Source organism: Bacillus sp. ES1-5 (genome assembly GCF_022487605.1).
Lineage (GTDB): Bacteria > Bacillota > Bacilli > Bacillales > Bacillaceae_G > Bacillus_A > Bacillus_A wiedmannii.
Genome location: NZ_JAKVPU010000010.1, coordinates 185,112 through 204,550, shown reverse-complemented (window position 1 = coordinate 204,550; position 19,439 = coordinate 185,112). Strand labels below are relative to the sequence as shown.

The window sequence follows — 19,439 nt, the reverse complement described above, 5'->3', positions numbered from 1 at the left end:
GGATCAAACTCTCCAATAAAGTTAGTTTGTCTAGCATCTAAAAATAAAAATTGACGTTTCACGTTGTTTGTTTCGTTCAGTTTTCAAAGAACTACTTAGCCGCTCATTTGCGACTTCCTTATGTTAACATCTTCGTTTTTCGATGTCAACTAAGTTTTTCAATTTCTTTTTTGTCGTTTTCTGCGTTTCCGCATCAGCGACGGTTATTAATATATCATGCAGTATATAAAGGGTCAATACTTTTTACAAAAAAATTTCACATCCCGTTAAAACTTTAAAAACATGTTCCAAAAATCATTATAGCCTCCCTTCATTCATCATATCCCATAGTTCATATCTTATCGGTTTATCACGTTTGTTAACGAGTGAAAATTCTAAATTTTATGTTATATTATTGTTATAGGGAGTGGTGAGAATGAGCATTAAGTATTCAAACAAAATCAATAAAATCCGGACCTTTGCATTAAGTTTAGTATTTATCGGCCTCTTCATTGCATACTTAGGTGTCTTTTTCCGTGAAAACATTATTATTATGACAACATTTATGATGGTTGGCTTTTTAGCTGTTATCGCTAGTACTGTCGTTTACTTTTGGATTGGCATGTTATCTACTAAAACTGTACAAATTATTTGTCCAAGCTGTGATAAGCCGACCAAAATGCTCGGTCGTGTCGACGCATGTATGCATTGCAACCAACCTTTAACAATGGATCGCAATCTAGAAGGAAAAGAATTTGATGAGAAATATAATAAGAAGAGCTATAAATCATAGGCATATATGGGTACAATGTGACCTTACAAAACTAAACGTTAAAAGGTGATTTCTTAACCAAGAAATCACCTTTTGTATTTATCTTTTAAAACTAGGTTCTTCACTGAACGTTTTAAATCCTCCTGAACCTAACGTAATTCCCATATATAATAAAGAAAGAGGGAGACGTTTACGTCTCCCTCTTTCTTTATTATATATTACGCCTTATGACACTCTGGACAAACGCCATAAATTTCTAAGCGATGACTATTAATAACGAAGCCTGTCGTTTTCGCAGCTTCTTCTTCAAGCTGTTCCAAACCTCCATAAGGAAAATCAACAATTTTACCACATTTTTCGCAAATCACATGATAATGTTGACTTGTAACATAATCAAATCTACTTGAAGCGTCTCCATAAGTTAATTCCTTTACAAGTCCAACCTCTTTAAATACACGTAAGTTATTATAGACAGTTGCAACACTCATATTTGGAAACTTACCTTCTAATGCTTTATAAATGTCATCCGCTGTTGGGTGCGTCATTGATTCCACAAGGTACTCTAAAATAGCATGACGCTGTGGAGTAATGCGTACACCCGTATTTTTCAGCATTTCTAGCGCTTCTTTTAATTCTTCTTTGACCACCGTCATGCACCCCGATTCTATACGGATTATTATTTTATAATTCTTATAAAGAGTGTACTCCTTTTCTTATAAATCGTCAATATTTCTACTATAAGTATGTGGTTTATTTTTGTATATAGCCTTATTCTTATATATCTTTCCCCATTTTCTATACATTTACATAGAAAAAAAGTGCGACATAATCGCACTTGGAATACTATCATCTGAGGAGGTATGCCCTACACTTCACTTTATGTAAGACGATAAAATATGTATAGACACTCGCCTTACTTCTATATATTTATCTCCACAATGAATTTACTTTATATAAGAAAGAACATCCTCAATATGTCCTTTCACTTTCACTTTACGCCATTCTTTTACAAGCTCACCGTCTTTATTAATAAGGAATGTAGAACGCTCGATTCCCATGTACTCTTTTCCAAAGTTCTTTTTCAATTTCCAAACATCGTACAATTCTGCTACCTTATGATCTTCATCTACTAAAAGTACAAATGGAAGCTCATGCTTCTCAATGAATTTCAGATGTCTGTTCGCTGAATCAGGACTTACACCAAGAATAACTGTATCTTTCTCTTGAAATAATCCATATGCATCTCGAAAATCACATGCTTCAGTTGTACACCCTGGAGTCATATCTTTCGGATAAAAATATAGCACTACATTTTTACCACGAAAATCAGCTAAGCGAACTTGTTCCCCGTTACTTCCCTCTATTGTAAATTCTGGAGCCATTTCTCCTACTGTAATCATTGTTATCACTCCTACTCTTTTCTTTTACTATATCAAATGCTATCTTATTTTTCATTGTCTATTACAGACCTCATTACAAAAGCAAACGGTAATGTATATCCAATTAGCGCTTCTGCAATCGCAATCCATCTCCCTATTCCAATCGGAGCTATATCTCCGTACCCAACGGACAATAAAGTAACTGCGCTAAAATATAAGCAAATTTCTACAAGTTGAAAAGATTGGGCATGCAAGCTTTCTCCATCTTCTTTCAAAACCGCAAAACCCATTTCTTCTAATACAACATAACTTAACCCAAACGCAATCAATACCGTTGTATAAATTAAAAATAAGGAGGCTAAATTATAAAGCGAAAAGAAACGCCTAGAATCTGAATATGAACTCCATAACAATTGGACACTTCTCAAAATAGCAATTGCTGCAATTAATAGAATAAATCCCCATAACATGTCCTCCACCTCATTTTATATGTATGAGGCAGCCACTGGATTTATCCCTTAGAAACAAACAAGCTTCTATAATTAATTCCCAGCACCACGATACCTTTTTACCCCTTGATTCCAAAGAGTAATTGCAATCATAAAACAGATAACACCAACGAGTGGTGTTGCAAATGCATAGCTATTCCACTCTGTTTTTCTTAAAAAGTATGCTGCTGGATACACTCCGACAAACGCAAATGGTAAAACAAACGTTAAAATGAAGCGAATCACACGGTTATAAATGTTAACAGGATAGCGGCCATAGTTACCTATGTTATACATTAGCGGCATAATTGAACTTTTCGCATCCGACCAAAAACCAAGGCTCGCAAGCGTAACAAATATCCCTCCGTATACAAGTGCTCCTCCTCCTACCATCAGTAAGAATAAGAAGAAATCGTACCAGTAAAAAGATAATTGCAGCTCCACTGCTGCGTAGCCCATTACAATCATTCCTGTAATGGCTCCAATTAAAGATTCAAGTTCCATTCTTTCTAATATAATTTGAAATAAACTATGAATCGGTCTCGTTAATATACGATCCATTTCTCCTTTAATAATATAACGATCATTAAAGTCCCATATGTTAAAGAAAGCTGAGAATATGGCAAACGGTACTAAAAAGAAACCATAAATAAAGATTACTTCTTCTCTACTCCAGCCTTTCAATGCTTGTGTATGCCCAAACACAACGAGAATAAAGATTAAATTAACAGCCTGTAGTGCTAAATCAGAAAGTAATCCAACGATAAAATCGCCCCGATACTCCAATTTTGTTTTTATATATTGGCTTGCATATTGTAAAAATAGGTTTATATATATCATCTCATCATCCCCCTTGTACAATTAGACGTTTTCTCGCCGTTCTCCACATGAGTACAATTGGAATAATAAGTACAATTGCCCAAATTACTTGGAATAATAATGCCTCATACAATTTACTTCCTTGTATACCTTCTGAAAAAATCATACTCGGAATATAACTAATAGCCTGAAACGGTAAAAATACCATTGCCTTTTGGGCCCATAACGGATAAAAACTAATTGGTAATAATAGACCTGAAAATAAATCAATAACAACACGTTTTGCATACATAATTCCACTATTATTAAATAGGAAGAACGTGAGCATTCCCGTCATTAAATTAATTTGTGTATTAATAATAAAGCTAAATATTAAAGATAAGAAGAAATATAACCACGTTTGAAAATTCGTAGTAATTTGCAATGAAAATAATAAGGTAACAATAACCATACCTGGAATTGAAAAGAAGGCAAAACGAAATATTCCTTCACCAAGACCTTGCATCACTTTCATTCCTAAATAGTTATATGGACGAATCAGTTCTACCGCTACACGTCCTTCTTGAATCTCCATCGCAATTTCCCTGTCTATATTATTAAAATAAAAGGCACGTGCCATCCACGCAATTGCGATATACGTAGTCATTTGCGAAATAGATAAACTTTCAATATTCTCTTTTCCACTATAAATTGCTTGCCATAAAAAATAATACGCGCCGATATTAATTGTATAAATTAAAATCCCGCTATAATAGTTTGTACGATACGCAAGCATCATTAAAAAGCGAATTCGAATCATTTCAATGTACTTACCCATGTTTAATACCCTCTTCATAAATGTTACGAATAATTTCCTCTGTAGACACTTCGTTAATTTTTAAATCTTTAATTTGAAATGCTTGTACTACTTTAGAAATAAGCATTGAAATGATAACTTCTTCATTCGGTATTTTTGCAACCCACGCGTTTTCCTCTTTCGCTTTCGACCAAACGACGTGACTATCTGGCATAACCATTGATAACGCCTGATAGGAAACTGGTGCAATAAATTGAAAATGTATTTCCTTCTCTGCTCCCCACTGCGTACGAAGATTATTTAAAGAACCGTCATACATAATATTTCCTTCATCCAGCATGATAACGCGCTCACATAAAGCTTCAATATCAGTAATATCATGGGTTGTTAATAAAATTGTTGTTTTATAACGTTCGTTCATTTCTTTTAAAAATTCACGTATTTTCAATTTCACAAGAACATCTAACCCAATTGTTGGTTCATCTAAAAATAATAACGGTGGATTATGAATTAATGCTGCCGCTAATTCACAACGCATTCTTTGACCTAGAGATAACTTTCGAACTGGCTTATCTAATAAAGGACCAATATCTAACGTTTCAATCACGTGTTCCATATGCTCTTTATACTGAGCGTCTGATACACCGTACACTTTTTTTAATAAACGAAAAGATTCTTGTACAGCAATATCCCACCAAAGTTGTGAGCGTTGACCGAAAACAACACCAATTGTTCTTACGAATTCTTCTCTCTGCTTATGCGGATTCATCCCATTTACTAAAATCTCTCCTGATGTCGGAGTCAAAATCCCAGTAAGCATTTTAATTGTCGTTGATTTACCGGCACCATTCTCACCAATATACCCAACCATTTCACCTTGTTTCACAGCAAAAGATACATCATTTACTGCTGGTACTATTTTATAATTACGATTTAATAAATCGCGAAATGCACCCTTTAAACCCGGACGACTTGAATAGGCTGTAAACTCTTTACGTAACCCTTGTACCTCAATTACCGATTTCATAACCGGACCCCCTTCCTAAATGTCACAACGAATAGTTTACCCAACTGCCTTCTCTATCACAAACAATACGTCTTTTCGAAAAACATGTTAGAATAATACATAGATTTTTGTAAGGAGATGAATTGTAGTGAAATTCACAAAATCAGAAGCATTACATAAAGAAGCTTTAGAACATATCGTTGGCGGAGTTAATAGTCCTTCTCGTTCTTTTAAAGCAGTTGGCGGCGGCGCTCCTGTTGCTATGGAACGTGGAAAAGGTGCTTATTTCTGGGATGTAGACGGAAATAAATATATCGATTATTTAGCAGCATACGGTCCTATTATTACTGGACATGCTCACCCGCACATTACAAAAGCAATTACAACAGCTGCTGAAAATGGTGTACTTTACGGAACACCAACAGCACTAGAAGTAAAATTTGCAAAAATGTTAAAAGAAGCAATGCCTGCATTAGATAAAGTCCGATTCGTAAACTCTGGTACTGAAGCAGTAATGACAACAATCCGTGTCGCTCGTGCTTACACAGGCCGCACAAAAATTATGAAATTCGCTGGTTGTTACCACGGTCATTCTGATTTAGTACTTGTAGCAGCTGGATCTGGTCCTTCTACTCTAGGAATTCCTGACTCAGCTGGTGTACCACAAAGTATCGCACAAGAAGTTATTACCGTTCCATTTAATAATGTAGAAACTTTAAAAGAAGCATTAGATAAATGGGGACATGAAGTAGCAGCTATCCTTGTAGAACCGATTGTTGGAAACTTCGGTATTGTAGAGCCAAAACCTGGCTTCCTTGAGAAAGTAAATGAACTTGTTCATGAAGCTGGTGCACTAGTAATTTATGATGAAGTTATTACTGCTTTCCGCTTCATGTACGGTGGTGCTCAAGACTTACTTGGCGTAACACCAGACTTAACAGCGCTTGGTAAAGTTATTGGCGGTGGACTTCCAATCGGTGCTTACGGTGGTAAGAAAGAAATTATGGAACAAGTTGCCCCTCTTGGACCTGCATATCAAGCTGGTACAATGGCAGGAAATCCTGCTTCTATGGCATCTGGTATTGCTTGTCTAGAAGTTCTTCAAGAAGAAGGGCTTTATGAGAAATTAGATGAACTTGGTGCAATGCTTGAAAAAGGAATTTTAGAGCAAGCTACAAAACATAATATTGATATTACATTAAACCGTCTAAAAGGTGCTTTAACTGTATACTTCACAACAAATACAATTGAAGATTACGATGCAGCACAAGATACAGACGGTGAAATGTTCGGTAAATTCTTCAAGCTTATGCTTCAAGAAGGAGTTAACTTAGCACCTTCTAAATACGAGGCATGGTTCTTAACGACAGAACATACAAAAGAAGATATTGAATATACAATCGAAGCTGTAGGCAGAGCATTTGCTGCTTTAGCGGATAATAAATAATCCCGTCATTAAAAGGAAAAAAGAAAGCACATCTTTCTTTTTTCCTTTTTTCTATTTCATAAATCCCTCATTAATAGTATAATTATTCATAATTATCTGTTTAATTTTCTTTTATATCCTTACTATCCTTGTATATAAGGCTGCTCACGCCTTGAATAGTAAGATTATTCAAATTTCAATAAGAGGGGGGATTGACGGATGCTCAATAAAACAAATACATGGACACCGTCTTTATTTCGAGATTATAAAAATGCAGAACATGATGCGTGTGGAATCGTTTCCGTTATGGAGAAACGAAAAATTCCTACAAAAGAAAACATTGACCTTTGCATACAATCACTTGTCAAAATGAATCATCGAGCTGGTTTCATTAATGGTGAAGGAGATGGTATCGGAATTCACATTGATGTCCCAAAAGCACTTTGGAATGAAAAGCTGAAAAATAACGGATACAATCCAACGATTGTGGATCATCCCCACTTTATCGTTGGACATTTTTTTCTAAACAAAAACGCAAATATCGTTAATTTAAAAAATCATATTCGTACGCAATTAAATGACGAAAGTTTTACTATTATTTTTGAAAGTGATGATGTAATAAATTCCGATGCACTCGGTCCACTTGGTAAACAGGAAGAACCTTTATTTTGGCAAGTTGCTCTTATCGCAGAAAATAAAGTTGAAAATATTGAGCAAACATTATTTTCAGTAACGATAAAAATAGAGGAAAACGAAGCGATTCATGTTGCCTCATTAAGTCGTGACCATGTTGTATATAAAGTTCTAGGCGCTGGGGATACACTTGTTGCCTATTACAATGATTTACAACATCCACTTATCGCTTCAACTATGACACTAGGACATAACCGCTATTCTACTAATACATTATCTAATTTTTTTCGTGTACAACCATTTAGCGTTCTCGGACATAATGGTGAAATTAACACAATTGCAAAATTACGCGATCAAGCTGACATGATTCATGTTCCACTTACTGTTGGGGGGAGTGACTCCCAAGATTTAAACCGCACCCTAGAAACTCTACTTGTTCAATACGACTACAGTTTATTTGAAGCAATGGATATACTATTCCCACCAATTATTAATGAAATTAAACTTTATGAACCGCATTTACAAGATTTATATACGTATATACGTGAAGCTTGGGGCCATTTTGCGCAAGGTCCAGCTGGTATTATTTCACGTTATAAAGATGAGGCTGTTTTCAGCGTTGATTCCCTTGGACTACGACCAGTATGGAAAGTAGAGACAGCGAGTTCTTATGTTTTCTCTTCTGAACCTGGAGTTGTATCACCAACTGAATATGTAGCAGAACCGAAACCACTCGCTCCTGGAGAAAAAGTCGGTCTAAAGTGGAATGAACACGATGAACTTGTTCTTTATGAATACGACAAATACCAAATTGAAGTATATAATCGTTTCCAAAAACGAATCGATGTTAGCAATTATCATTTAAACTTATCTATCCCTGAAACGAAAGAAATCCAAGGATTATGTGATTCTGTTCAAGTTGAAACGAAACAGTACGTTTCTTTCGGGTGGGATCGAGAGCATATTCAGCTTCTTGAACAGATGGCAACAAAAGGCGTTGAGCCAATTCGCTCACTTGGGCATGACTCACCACTTGCAGCACTCGATACTGATAGACGAAATATCGCTGACTTCATTAAGGAAAGTGTAGCCGTTGTTACAAATCCAGCAATCGATCGTGATCGAGAGGTCGAACACTTCTCCACACGAACGATACTTGGAGAGCGCCCAAGTTTATTAAGCGGAGCTAAACAGCCATTTGTAGTTGAGATGCTTTCCCCCATTATTTTAGAAGGAAGTGTAGCACAATCTATTACAGAGGAATTACACACAATTACGTACGAACAACTTATACAGCTATTCAAAACTCATAGCTCTATCGCTACAATCTCTGCTACATTCAGTCCGACAGAAACTTTACAATGCGCCTTAAATCGAATTAGTTCTGAAGCGATAAAGGCCGTGAACGATGGAGCTTCCCTACTATTAATAGACGATGCCAACGCTCATCTAAATGAACAGTTATGGATTGATCCGCATTTAGTTACCGCTAAAGTACATCAAGTATTAAGCGAAAATAAATTACGCCGAAACTGCTCTCTCGTTATACGTTCTGGTGCCCTTCGCTCCTTACATGATATCGTCACACTGTATGGATTAGGAGCAGATGGTATGAATCCATATTTATTATTTGCAACCGTAAATGATGGAACAAAAACGCCAATTACGAATTTGTATACTGCTCTTAATAAAGGACTAGAAAAAGTCATTTCAACAATTGGAATTCATGAATTACGTGGTTACGGTCGCCTCTATTCTTCTATCGGATTACATGAGGAAATTGCAAATATATTACAAATTACGAATTTCTTCGGTTCAAATGATTTAGCTTTTTCGCTTGAATCACTTGCTGAAGATGCACAATTGCGAGCGGATGATTATAACAACCCTAAAGTTAGAATGCGAAAATCTTTTCATATATTCCCGCGAATTTGGAAAGCAATCGGCGATGTCGCAAAAGGAAACTCTTATGATGATTACCGTGACAAGTTAAGTGAATTAGAAGAAAATAATCCAATCGCAATTAGACACCTTGTTCAAACGAAACAAACAAAACATGTAGTTCCAACTGAAGAAGTGTCCATCAGCATTCAAAATCATGATTTACCATTTATTATTAGTTCCATGTCATTTGGTTCTCAAAATGAAGTTGCCTTCCGTGCATATGCAGAAGCGGCCGATCAGCTAAATATGATTAGTTTAAACGGTGAAGGCGGCGAAATTAAAGATATGATTGGAAAATATCCACATACACGTGGACAACAAGTTGCATCTGGGCGATTTGGCGTAAACGCCGAACTACTAAATTCATCAAACTTAATTGAAATAAAAATCGGGCAAGGCGCAAAGCCTGGTGAAGGTGGACATTTGCCTGGTTCAAAAGTAACAGCAAAAATCGCTGAAGCACGTAATGCTACAATTGGCTCAGATTTAATTTCGCCTTCTAACAACCATGATATTTATTCCATTGAAGATTTAGCTCAAATGATTACAGAAATTAAAACGGCTAATCAACTTGCGAAAGTAGCTGTAAAGGTCCCTGTCGTCCCTAACATTGGAACAATTGCTGTCGGTATCGCAAAAGCTGGTGCTGACTTTATTAACATTAGCGGATTTGATGGTGGTACAGGTGCTGCACGTATTCACGCATTGCAACATGTAGGGCTTCCTGTAGAAATTGGTGTGAAAGCCGCTCACAATGCTTTATTAGAAGCAAATATGAGACATAAAGTAGAAATTTGGGCTGACGGTGGTATTCGAAGTGTTAATGATGCCTTGAAAATCATGCTCCTTGGAGCAAACCGTATTGGGTTTGGTACATTATCCATGATTGCAATCGGCTGTACAACTTGCCGCGGATGTCATCTAGATACTTGTCACGTTGGAATTGCAACACAAATTGAGTCTGAAGCTCAGGCGAAAGAACACGGATTACGCCGCTTCGTCCCGCGCGAATTAGAAAGCGCCGTTGCTGGATTATTACATTTATTCACCACTTTTGGCGTAGAACTAAAACGATTAACAGGAAATCTTGGTTATGCAAATTTACAAGAAATTGTCGGACGTTCCGATTTATTAGAACAAGTTCGAGGCGAAAATTTATTAAATTTATGTAATTTACTACAAACGATAGAACACCCATCTGTTACAAAAACAGAATACGTACCGGAAAAACAATTTGAAACAGTTCATTCCCCTCATTCAAAAGAATTAGTAGGCGTTGGCGTAGAGCAACGCGTTATGGGTGGGCTAGAATCTTGCTATCGCGTTCGTAGTAAATTATATGAAGACACGAAGCTTGAACCACTTACATTAAAGTATACGAATGGCTCTATTCCTGGAAATGGATTAGGTGCTTATAATAGTGAGAACTTATTTATACACGTAAATGGCGGTGCACAAGATGGTATTGGTAAAACCTCCTTTGGTGGTGGTATTTATATAACGAAAGCAAAAGGAAAAGACGGCATATATTATAACGGTTCTGTCGGAAAAGGTTTTGGGTACGGTGCACAAAAAGGATCGCTATACGTTCAAGGTAACGCTGATGCTCGCGCTGGCATTCGCCTCTCTGGAGCAGACATGATAATTGGAGGGCGAATGACAAAGCCACTCCGTGAAAAAGAGCAAGGGAATATAGGTGTATACTCTAATATTAAAGGTTTCGCTTTTGAATATATGACAAATGGGCGAGCGCTTGTTTTAGGGGATCCTGGTCCATGGATTTGTGCTGGTATGACTGGTGGTGTTGTTTATTTACGTCATGATTCAAGCTCGGGTTTAACAGAACACGCCTTAAAAAGAAGAATCGCAAAAGGGGCAAATGTTACATTACAACCAATTAGTAAAAACGGCGTGCAAGATGTGACTGAGTTATTGCTAGATTACATTCGTGTATTAAATGAACATGAGCAATACGAGGAAGTTGCTTTATTAACACCGTTACTCGATGATATGCAGCAACTGTTTTTTGAAATTATCCCGAAAAAAGAGCAGGCTGATCCATCTATCTCCACAGAGTGATATACCAACTTTTCATTTTCAAGAAAAAATTGACGAAGTACACTTCTCATAGTAATCTATAGTAACAATTTGAAACCTGCTGAAATTCAGCAGGTTTTTTCACTAAAAATTGATGTTTAAAAAGAATTAGGAAAAAGTATAAAATGAATCTTAATTTCTTATTAACGTCACTAAAATATCACTTGCTAACATATTGTAATGAATGTATAGTATCATGTTGTACATTCATTATGACAAGAGAAAGGATCTTATTAAGGGTATGAAACTTGGTGCTCGCATTTTAAAAACGGGTATTGCCATCACATTAGCTTTATTTGCTTGTATTTTACTTCAATTACCGAGTCCAGTATTCGCGGGAATCTCAGCTATATTTGCTGTTCAACCGTCTGTATACCGCTCGTATTTAACAGCTCTTGAGCAAATTCAAGCAAACGTCATTGGTGCGGTATTCGCTATCGTATTTGCTACTGCTTTTGGACATAATCCTTTTATTATTGGATTAACATGTATATTAGTAATTGCGCTTACGTTACAATTACGATTAGAAAACACAATATCAATTGCTTTAGTAACAGTTATCGCCATTATGGAGTATCAGGGCGACGATTTCTTTAGTTTTGCCTTACTTCGCTTTGCGACGATTATGATTGGAATTATTGCGGCTTCACTTGTAAATTTAGTTTTTATGCCGCCAAAATACGAAACAAAACTATATCATCGTATCGTTGATAATACAGAAGAAATTGTAAAATGGATTCGAATGAATAGCAGGCAAGCTTCTGATTTTACAACGCTAAAAACTGATATTGATCGTATGAAAGAAAAGATGATCAAACTAAACCATTACTATTTGCTGTATAAAGAAGAAAGAAGCTACACGAAAAAAGTAAAGTTCGCAAAAATTCGTAAGCTCGTTTTATTCAGACAAATGTTAGCGACGACAAGCCGTGCTTTAAGTACGTTGAAATCATTACACCGTACTGAAAATGAACTGCGCTATATGCCAGAAGAATTTCAGGAATCTATCCAAAACGAACTTGACTCATTAACCCATTACCATGAACAAGTTTTATTAAAATTTATTGGTAAAGCAAAAAAACAACAATCCGTTGAAATGCTTGATGAAGTTGAAACAGGTAAACAAGAATTAATTGATATCTTTATGGATTATCAAAACAAGGACGATGAGGAAGCTTATAAAACATGGCTACACCTCTTCCCTCTTATTTCTGCCATTATTAACTATAGTGAAGAAGTAGAGCATTTAGATTTACTTGTGGATAGCTTCTACACATACCATAAACCAGAAGCAGAACTCCAAATCGAAGATAAAAAAGAAGACGAATAAAAAAAACAGCTCCTTTTACGCTAAAGGAGCTGTTTCTGTTATATGTTGAAGTTGATATAAATTGTAATAAAACCCTCTTTTTTTCATTAACTCTTCATGAGAACCTGTTTCTTTAATTTCACCATCTTCAATGTAAATAATCGTATCCACATGTGTAATCGTCGCCAATCGATGTGCGATTACGATCGTCGTCCGATCAGCAGCTAACGTCTGAAGCGCCTCTTGAATATACCGTTCATTTTCTAAATCTAAAGCGGAAGTCGCCTCATCTAATATAAGTAACGATGGATTCTTTAGAAACACTCTTGCAATCGCTACACGTTGCCTTTGCCCACCAGATAACTTCACACCGCGTTCCCCAACGACAGTATCATAGCCATCAGGTAACTCTATAATAAAATTATGAATTTGCGCAGCTTTGGCAGCTGCAATCACTTCTTCCTCTGTAGCTTTCGGATTTCCATATAAAATATTTGCCCCGATTGTATCACTAAATAACAAATTATCTTGCAGTACAATTCCAATATGACTACGTAAATTTCTCATATCATACTTTCTAACATCTATCCCATCTACATAAACTGCACCTGAAGAAACATCATAGAAACGTGGGATTAAACTAGCAAGAGATGACTTCCCTCCCCCACTTGCTCCTACAAGTGCTACCTTCTCTCCTGGCAACATAGTTAACGAAAGGTTATGTAATATCTCTTTTTCATCCGAATTGTAACGAAAAGATACATTATCAAATATCACTTCACCATTTAATTTTGTCGTTTGTACAGCACTTGGCACATTGACAATATCGTATTTTTCATCTAACAATTCAAACACTCGATCCATCGATGCGAAAGACTGTGTTAATGTTGTAGAGGAATTGACAAGGCGGCGAAGCGGACTATACAAACTATCCATATATCCAACAAAGGCAACCATTGTCCCTAATGTTAACTGCCCCTGAATTACTTCATATGCTGCAAAACCGATCACCAGTAATGGGCCTAAATCGGTTAACGTATTCACTGCCGAAAATGTCCTTGCAGTCCAACTCGTATGCGTTAATGCTTTCGTCAAAAATTCATTATTTCTTTTTTCAAACTGCTTACCCTCATACTCTTCTAATGCAAAGCTACGTGTCACTTGCATCCCTTGAATACGTTCATGTAAATACCCTTGCATCGTTGCTAAAGCTTGCGAACGCTCTTTCGTTAATTTTCGAAGACGCCCGAAAAAATATTTCACTGCCACTACATAAATAGGTAAAATTAATAACGCAACAAATGTTAATTTTATATTCATAGAAAACATAACAATAATAGCAATAGCAATTGTTGCCGTATCTAGCCAAACATTCATCAAACCAGTAATTACAAAATCCTTTGTTTGTTCTACATCATGGATTACACGTGAAATAAGCTCCCCTGTTTTTGTATTCGAATAATAGCGTAAACTCAACTTTTGTAAATGACCAAAAATATGTTTTCGTAAATCATATAGTATTGTATTTGCGATACGCTGCGCGAAATATTGACGATAATATTCAATTGGCGGTCTTACTACTGCAAAAATAAAAAAAGCAATCCCAATGGCTGTTACTAATTGGGATGTTTTATCTTGAAGTGACCCTCCGCCTTGAATTACATCATCGATAATATATTTTAATAACCACGGCATAATAAGCGGGATGCCGAATTTAACTAGACCAATCATAATCGTAATAGCAATAAGCCATCGATATGGTTTAACAAATTGCAAATATCTTTTTATACCTTGCACATAATCCCCCCTCTAATAGGACAAACCTGCCGGGAAATCCCCTGCAGGTTTGTTTTAATTTCTGTACATTAAATATCTTTCATACCACATATCTACAAAATCTGGCGCGAATGGCCCTTTTCTTTGATGAATCCATTGTGTTAATTGTGCTACATTTCGTTTTAAAATAGTATCAATAACAGGTGGATACTGCATAATTTGACTATGCTTCTCATACTCATCTTCATCTAAAAGCGTATATGTCATATCTGGATATACTTTAATATCTAAATCATAATCAATGTACTTTAATGCTTCAGAATCATATGCAAAAGGTGAGCCTAAATTACAATAATAATATACTCCCTCTTCCCTTAGCATCCCAATTACATTAAACCAATAGTTTGCATGAAAATAACAAATTGCTGGTTCACGAGTAATCCATGTTCGGCCATCTGATTCTGTCACTACTGTACGATCATTTGCTCCGATCACAAGGCTCTGTGTCCCTTTTAAAATTGTTGTCTCTTCCCACATTCTATGAATGGAGCCATTATGTTTATAACTATGTATTTGTACTTTTTCTCCTTCTTTGGGAAATCCCATATATGCTCCCTTCTTTCTTCTTTCAACTGCAAATGCCCTTTGAGCTGCATTCACTTTTTTTCTATTATAACTTTTTTGTCGAAATTTTAAAACTAAAGCGATAAGACTCTATTTTTCACACTGAATACTATATCCCTAATCTTCTTAGGAGACGGGGCCTTCGCTGAATGATTTACAAACGAGGAAATGGAAATAGAAAAAGCCCTTCCTTATTTCTATCTCAAGAAGGACCTTTCACCGGAAGATAACAATATGCCTTACCCTAAATTCGAAATCATTTTTTCAGTTTCAAAAGATTGAATCACACTATTTGTTTGCTCTTCAAATTTCTCATGTAACAGTTTTAACGCTAATTCTGTTCTATATATTTCTTGGCGGATAAAATGTAATTCCTTTTTATCGCACGTATCCTTTTCGCTCATTTCAATTTGCTGATACTTCTCTAGATGAGCTTGTAACTTTAACAACTCATCCATCGTTTCCAATTGCTCTCCTACCAACTTATCAAAATCGTTCATTACTTACCCCCTTTTGGACTTATTTATCAGTTATTATTCCTCATTACATATTTCTCATCTTTAACTTCCTTCTCCTTTGACTACATTTGTTGACTTATTAGAAGTTATGTCGTTCACTTTATTTTCATTACCATGACCCAGGCACAAAGAAAACACTTCTCCCGAATTAGAGAAGTGTTTTTCTTTCATTATTCGTTTGAACTAGAAGATTGTGATTGTTTTGCAGCTGATTGTGCATTTTGTTTTTTCACAGCGTGCACATCTGTTTCAGTTGCAAATTCTGTACCATAACTAGCGTTTGCACTTTGTGCACCAGAAGCTTGTGCTTTCTTTGCTTCTGATTGTGCGTTCGCTTGTTTTACTGCTTGTACATTTGTTTCAGTCGCAAACTCTGTACCATAACTAGCATTTGTACTTTGAATGCTAGCACCAGAAGTTGCCTTGTTATAACCTTGTTGTTTTTTACTCATCTTTCTCACCTCCACAATCAATAATGTAACCAATTCAACTAGAAGCTATCCGTAATTTTATTTTGAAAAAATTTCGCATATATCTTTTATTACTCATTCAAACTATAGGAAATGGAGGTGGGAGTATGTATATAGGACGCGATATGACTGAACTAACGCTGATTTCAAAAAATGAATGGAAAGAAGATGAATTAGCTTATTTTCATCACTCATTACAACAGATTTTGCCGTATTTAAATGCAGAAGGTCAAAGTATCTATAAAGAAATTGTAGGAGAAATTGAATCAAGAGGTGGCTTACAAGAAGGTGAAGCTAATTGGACTCATGGGACAAAAATTTCTTACGATTAAAAAAGTGTTCCCAATCTAGGGAACACTTTTTTAATTTATTGTATTGTAATTTTCTCAACGCAATTCTCATAAATCGTACGATGCGATTTCGAGAATGGTAACTGCTCAAATGCTTCTTTCGATACAAATTTCAATGTATCTGTTTCAACAATATCACCAGTTACTTTTCCGTAAAATACGAATATATCCCAAGTGCGATGTGTAAATGTATGTTGTACATTCATTGCGTATTCTTCAATAGAAATCGAGAGCTCAAATTTTTCTTTCATATAATCTGTAAGCTGCTCTTTCTGATTCCGAATCCCTTCCCCAAGTTCAGCATTTGGAAACTCCCACATGTTAGCTAACAACCCGGTACTTGGACGTTTATTAATGACGTAACGACCATCTTCTGTTTGAAGTACCCCTGCAACAATCGGTACCATTGTAGGAGCCTTCGCTTTACTTTTTACTGGTAACTCCTTTTGAACACCTTCAGCATATCCTCGGCAATGTTCACGTACAGGACAAAGTAAGCAAGATGGATTTTTTGGAATACAAATTAGTGCACCTAATTCCATCAAACCTTGATTAAAATAAGATGGATTTTCAGCCGAAATAATTTCACGTACAATCTCTTCAAACACTTTTCTAGTTTTCGGTTTTGCAATGTCATCCCATACTGATAAAATGCGAGATAATACACGCATAACATTTCCGTCAACTGCTGGCTCTGGTATACCATATGCGATACTTAAAATAGCACCTTTTGTATATGGGCCAACTCCTTTTAATTTTTCAATTTTCTTTACATCACTCGGTACTATCCCGCCGTATACTTCTTTCACTTCTTTTACAGCCGCATGTAAATTTCGTGCTCTAGAATAATACCCTAAACCTTCCCATGCTTTTAACACTTCTTCATCACCAGCGTTTGCCAAAGCTTCTAGAGTAGGAAACTTCCCCATAAAATTCGCGTAATATGGTTTTACAGCTTCTACCCTCGTTTGCTGCAACATAATTTCCGAAACCCAGACGCGGTATGGATCTTTATTTTTACGCCACGGTAAGTCGCGTTGCTCTTTTTCAAACCAACCAATTAAATCATTTTGAAACTGCTCTATGTTAAAATTATTTAATATTTCAAGTGTCAAACTTGATCCCCCTCATTTTTTTGCATATAAGTACTATTATAAAGATTTTAGGAAAAAATTTAAGTAAGATGACATAGGAAATAGAAGGCAAAGGACTTGAGGTATCGAATAAAAAGAGTTACATTAATAAAAAACGGAGGTGGATTTCTATGGACACAGCCACTCACCTTGTTATGGGCGTTACTCTAGGCAGTTTGGCAACGTTAGATCCAGCCATAGCACAAAGTGATATTGGGCCACAAGCAGTTATGCTTGCTGCAATTACCGGTTCCAATATTCCTGACATCGATACAGTTTTAAAATTGCGTAATAACGCTAAATATATAAGAAATCATCGCGGGATTACTCATTCCATTCCTGCAGTGATTCTTTGGTCATTCCTTATAAGTGGTATCTCTTTCGCCTTCTTTTCAGACGCTCCATATTTGCATCTACTACTTTGGTCATTTATTGCCGTCTTTCTTCATGTCTTTGTAGATATTTTCAACGCCTACGGCACCCAGGCATTACGGCCCTTCACAAAAAAATGGGTAGCGCTCGGCATCATTAATACATTTGATACCGTCATTTTCTTTATCCACCTACTCGCGATTGCTTGTATGCTCGTAGGTTCCCATAAAGGGTATACTGCCTTAGCAGCGTATATATTGATGATTATTTACTATATCGGACGGATTATGATGCATAGAAACATACGTAGCGTCGTATATAAACGCTTCAATCATGTGGAGAAAATAATCATTTCCCCTTCTTACAGATTTTATCATTATCATTTAGCAATCGTTACAACTGATTATTACTACGTTGCTAGATGGCATCGTGGTAACATCATGATATATGATAAGTTCGACCGGGTACCGTTCCCAGATAATGCTATTATGCGCGCAGCTAAACAAGATGAAAACATCTCAGCATTTCTATCTTTCTCCCCTGTGTATCGCTGGGACATTTTCGATTATGATCATTATTACGAAGTTCGCTTCATTGATTTGCGCTATCGCAGTAAAGATTATTATCCATTCGTTGCAATCGTTCAACTCGACCACAATTTAAATATTATTAGTTCCTATACAGGATGGATTTTTAGTGAAGAAAAACTTCGAAAAAAGCTGGAATTACTTCCACATTAAAAAAAGCGACTTAAGTCGCTTTTTTTAATGTTTCAAATGATCTTCTTGATTGATTAAATGGCTATATTTCGGATTATTTGTACGCATTTCATGAAGGCGACCTCCATGATTATTAATCCATGTTCGTACCACTTGTTCAGTCATTTCATCACCTTGATAACGACCTGATTTAGCATAAGTTGTTTGAAAGTCTTCCCACAATAATTCAACCCACGCACGAGCTTGTGCGTAAGAAAGTTTGTCATTTTTGTCTAATAGTTCTTTTGTTAATGTTTCGTGAATATCATTCATGTTCTATTCTCCTTTTACCTATTTATTCCCTTAATTTCTAAAGGATAGTTTCTTCTATTTTGCACATTCTATAAGTGATACTTCTTAAAGAGGTATCAACTGATGATGAGGAGGGCGTTCGCAATGGGTAAACAAGCCGAATTTTGGTCTGAGTCAAAAAACAACAGCAAAATCGATGGTCAGCCGAAAGCGAAATCACGCTTCGCTTCGAAACGACCTAACGGCACAATTAACACGCACCCACAAGAACGTATGCGTGCTGCAAATCAGCAGGAAGAATAGTTCAGGTACAACCTAAAAAATTAACTTCCTACACGAGGTGATAAAGATGAGCTACCGTGATCGCTTAGATAGTCGTTCTGAATTATTTAACCATACGTGGACTCGTCCGAAACATGCAAAAGCGCAAGTTAACGGACAGACGCAACAAACCCAGTCTCTCATTATACTGGCGAATGAATGTAAAAAACGCCAATTTTAGAATCTCCTATCTCCTGTAACGCCTACCAAAAATGAA

20 protein-coding genes are annotated in these 19,439 nt (G+C 36.2%); 8 read left to right on the top strand and 12 right to left on the bottom strand.

Going from position 1 to position 19,439, the window contains the following annotated elements; translation table 11 throughout:
* Window positions 1-415 precede the first annotated feature (415 nt).
* Window positions 416-772: a YgzB family protein gene (locus MKO96_RS24965; protein WP_000025063.1), complete on the top strand. Its 357-nt coding sequence runs from the start codon at window positions 416-418 to the stop codon at window positions 770-772.
* A 197-nt stretch (window positions 773-969) separates the two neighbouring features.
* Here MKO96_RS24965 and perR read toward each other — a convergent pair whose 3' ends face one another.
* The 6 genes from perR to MKO96_RS24935 all read right to left on the bottom strand — a co-directional run bounded on the left by perR (window position 970) and on the right by MKO96_RS24935 (window position 5,260).
* A complete protein-coding gene (gene perR / locus MKO96_RS24960) occupies window positions 970-1,398 on the bottom strand; it encodes a peroxide-responsive transcriptional repressor PerR (protein ID WP_000237831.1) in 429 nt (142 codons plus the stop codon).
* A 297-nt stretch (window positions 1,399-1,695) separates the two neighbouring features.
* The gene (gene bcp / locus MKO96_RS24955; RefSeq protein ID WP_000633708.1) at window positions 1,696-2,151 is read right to left on the bottom strand and encodes a thioredoxin-dependent thiol peroxidase; all 456 of its coding nucleotides are present in this window, start codon (window positions 2,149-2,151) and stop codon (window positions 1,696-1,698) included.
* A 44-nt stretch (window positions 2,152-2,195) separates the two neighbouring features.
* Window positions 2,196-2,600: a potassium channel family protein gene (locus MKO96_RS24950; protein ID WP_000964347.1), complete on the bottom strand. Its 405-nt coding sequence runs from the start codon at window positions 2,598-2,600 to the stop codon at window positions 2,196-2,198.
* A 72-nt stretch (window positions 2,601-2,672) separates the two neighbouring features.
* Window positions 2,673-3,458 (bottom strand): ABC transporter permease, encoded by a 786-nt coding sequence (locus tag MKO96_RS24945; RefSeq protein ID WP_087979350.1) that lies wholly within the window; start codon window positions 3,456-3,458, stop codon window positions 2,673-2,675.
* Window positions 3,459-3,462: 4 nt separating this feature from the next.
* The gene (locus tag MKO96_RS24940; RefSeq protein ID WP_000521523.1) at window positions 3,463-4,254 is read right to left on the bottom strand and encodes an ABC transporter permease; all 792 of its coding nucleotides are present in this window, start codon (window positions 4,252-4,254) and stop codon (window positions 3,463-3,465) included.
* Window positions 4,247-5,260 (bottom strand): ABC transporter ATP-binding protein, encoded by a 1,014-nt coding sequence (locus MKO96_RS24935; RefSeq protein ID WP_240589008.1) that lies wholly within the window; start codon window positions 5,258-5,260, stop codon window positions 4,247-4,249. Before MKO96_RS24935 ends, MKO96_RS24940 begins: the two co-directional genes overlap by 8 nt.
* Window positions 5,261-5,387: 127 nt before the next feature.
* On the opposite strand from MKO96_RS24935, the gene hemL reads away from it, so the two are divergent.
* The 3 genes from hemL to MKO96_RS24920 all read left to right on the top strand — a co-directional run bounded on the left by hemL (window position 5,388) and on the right by MKO96_RS24920 (window position 12,669).
* Window positions 5,388-6,686 (top strand): glutamate-1-semialdehyde-2,1-aminomutase, encoded by a 1,299-nt coding sequence (gene hemL / locus MKO96_RS24930; protein WP_131933278.1) that lies wholly within the window; start codon window positions 5,388-5,390, stop codon window positions 6,684-6,686.
* A gap of 198 nt (window positions 6,687-6,884) precedes the next feature.
* The gene (locus tag MKO96_RS24925) at window positions 6,885-11,321 is read left to right on the top strand and encodes a glutamate synthase-related protein (RefSeq protein ID WP_240589007.1); all 4,437 of its coding nucleotides are present in this window, start codon (window positions 6,885-6,887) and stop codon (window positions 11,319-11,321) included.
* 259 nt (window positions 11,322-11,580) lie between these two features.
* Complete coding sequence (locus tag MKO96_RS24920; protein ID WP_000765792.1) at window positions 11,581-12,669, top strand: aromatic acid exporter family protein; 1,089 nt, start codon at window positions 11,581-11,583, stop codon at window positions 12,667-12,669.
* A 15-nt stretch (window positions 12,670-12,684) separates the two neighbouring features.
* Here the strand turns inward: MKO96_RS24920 and MKO96_RS24915 are convergent, their stop codons facing one another.
* The 4 genes from MKO96_RS24915 to MKO96_RS24900 form a co-directional block, all read right to left on the bottom strand.
* Window positions 12,685-14,445 (bottom strand): ABC transporter ATP-binding protein, encoded by a 1,761-nt coding sequence (locus MKO96_RS24915; protein ID WP_240589006.1) that lies wholly within the window; start codon window positions 14,443-14,445, stop codon window positions 12,685-12,687.
* A gap of 54 nt (window positions 14,446-14,499) precedes the next feature.
* Window positions 14,500-15,030, bottom strand: a complete 531-nt coding sequence (gene ntdP / locus MKO96_RS24910) for a nucleoside tri-diphosphate phosphatase (RefSeq protein WP_000506626.1) — start codon at window positions 15,028-15,030, stop codon at window positions 14,500-14,502.
* A gap of 257 nt (window positions 15,031-15,287) precedes the next feature.
* The gene (locus MKO96_RS24905) at window positions 15,288-15,548 is read right to left on the bottom strand and encodes a YgaB family protein (protein ID WP_000997582.1); all 261 of its coding nucleotides are present in this window, start codon (window positions 15,546-15,548) and stop codon (window positions 15,288-15,290) included.
* 188 nt (window positions 15,549-15,736) lie between these two features.
* Complete coding sequence (locus tag MKO96_RS24900) at window positions 15,737-16,018, bottom strand: gamma-type small acid-soluble spore protein (RefSeq protein WP_000039038.1); 282 nt, start codon at window positions 16,016-16,018, stop codon at window positions 15,737-15,739.
* A gap of 125 nt (window positions 16,019-16,143) precedes the next feature.
* Here MKO96_RS24900 and MKO96_RS24895 point away from each other — a divergent pair, with 125 nt between their 5' ends.
* Window positions 16,144-16,368 (top strand): hypothetical protein, encoded by a 225-nt coding sequence (locus MKO96_RS24895; RefSeq protein WP_240589005.1) that lies wholly within the window; start codon window positions 16,144-16,146, stop codon window positions 16,366-16,368.
* 35 nt (window positions 16,369-16,403) lie between these two features.
* Here MKO96_RS24895 and mutY read toward each other — a convergent pair whose 3' ends face one another.
* Entirely contained in the window at window positions 16,404-17,501 is a 1,098-nt protein-coding gene (gene mutY / locus MKO96_RS24890; protein ID WP_098190905.1) for an A/G-specific adenine glycosylase, read from the bottom strand.
* 149 nt (window positions 17,502-17,650) lie between these two features.
* On the opposite strand from mutY, the gene MKO96_RS24885 reads away from it, so the two are divergent.
* Complete coding sequence (locus MKO96_RS24885) at window positions 17,651-18,631, top strand: metal-dependent hydrolase (RefSeq protein ID WP_240589004.1); 981 nt, start codon at window positions 17,651-17,653, stop codon at window positions 18,629-18,631.
* Between the two features lie 24 nt (window positions 18,632-18,655).
* Here MKO96_RS24885 and MKO96_RS24880 read toward each other — a convergent pair whose 3' ends face one another.
* A complete protein-coding gene (locus tag MKO96_RS24880; protein WP_000997857.1) occupies window positions 18,656-18,922 on the bottom strand; it encodes a YfhJ family protein in 267 nt (88 codons plus the stop codon).
* Window positions 18,923-19,045: 123 nt separating this feature from the next.
* Between MKO96_RS24880 and MKO96_RS24875 the strand changes: the two genes are divergently transcribed.
* Window positions 19,046-19,204 (top strand): small, acid-soluble spore protein K, encoded by a 159-nt coding sequence (locus tag MKO96_RS24875; protein WP_000517891.1) that lies wholly within the window; start codon window positions 19,046-19,048, stop codon window positions 19,202-19,204.
* Window positions 19,205-19,250: 46 nt separating this feature from the next.
* Window positions 19,251-19,403 carry a YpzG family protein gene (locus MKO96_RS24870; protein WP_000122093.1) on the top strand — a complete coding sequence of 51 codons (153 nt, stop codon included), beginning with the start codon at window positions 19,251-19,253 and terminating at the stop codon, window positions 19,401-19,403.
* Window positions 19,404-19,439: the final 36 nt, after the last annotated feature.

Excerpts from the sequence above, each read along its gene's own strand:
- MKO96_RS24965 (WP_000025063.1), top strand. The coding sequence starts at position 416 with ATGAGCATTAAGTATTCAAACAAAATCAATAAAATCCGGACCTTTGCA.
- bcp (WP_000633708.1), bottom strand. The coding sequence starts at position 2,151 with ATGATTACAGTAGGAGAAATGGCTCCAGAATTTACAATAGAGGGAAGT.
- MKO96_RS24950 (WP_000964347.1), bottom strand. The coding sequence starts at position 2,600 with ATGTTATGGGGATTTATTCTATTAATTGCAGCAATTGCTATTTTGAGA.
- MKO96_RS24945 (WP_087979350.1), bottom strand. The coding sequence starts at position 3,458 with ATGATATATATAAACCTATTTTTACAATATGCAAGCCAATATATAAAA.
- MKO96_RS24940 (WP_000521523.1), bottom strand. The coding sequence starts at position 4,254 with ATGGGTAAGTACATTGAAATGATTCGAATTCGCTTTTTAATGATGCTT.
- MKO96_RS24935 (WP_240589008.1), bottom strand. The coding sequence starts at position 5,260 with ATGAAATCGGTAATTGAGGTACAAGGGTTACGTAAAGAGTTTACAGCC.
- MKO96_RS24925 (WP_240589007.1), top strand. The coding sequence starts at position 6,885 with ATGCTCAATAAAACAAATACATGGACACCGTCTTTATTTCGAGATTAT.
- MKO96_RS24920 (WP_000765792.1), top strand. The coding sequence starts at position 11,581 with ATGAAACTTGGTGCTCGCATTTTAAAAACGGGTATTGCCATCACATTA.
- ntdP (WP_000506626.1), bottom strand. The coding sequence starts at position 15,030 with ATGGGATTTCCCAAAGAAGGAGAAAAAGTACAAATACATAGTTATAAA.
- MKO96_RS24905 (WP_000997582.1), bottom strand. The coding sequence starts at position 15,548 with ATGAACGATTTTGATAAGTTGGTAGGAGAGCAATTGGAAACGATGGAT.
- MKO96_RS24900 (WP_000039038.1), bottom strand. The coding sequence starts at position 16,018 with ATGAGTAAAAAACAACAAGGTTATAACAAGGCAACTTCTGGTGCTAGC.
- MKO96_RS24895 (WP_240589005.1), top strand. The coding sequence starts at position 16,144 with ATGTATATAGGACGCGATATGACTGAACTAACGCTGATTTCAAAAAAT.
- MKO96_RS24885 (WP_240589004.1), top strand. The coding sequence starts at position 17,651 with ATGGACACAGCCACTCACCTTGTTATGGGCGTTACTCTAGGCAGTTTG.
- MKO96_RS24880 (WP_000997857.1), bottom strand. The coding sequence starts at position 18,922 with ATGAATGATATTCACGAAACATTAACAAAAGAACTATTAGACAAAAAT.
- MKO96_RS24875 (WP_000517891.1), top strand. The coding sequence starts at position 19,046 with ATGGGTAAACAAGCCGAATTTTGGTCTGAGTCAAAAAACAACAGCAAA.
- MKO96_RS24870 (WP_000122093.1), top strand. The coding sequence starts at position 19,251 with ATGAGCTACCGTGATCGCTTAGATAGTCGTTCTGAATTATTTAACCAT.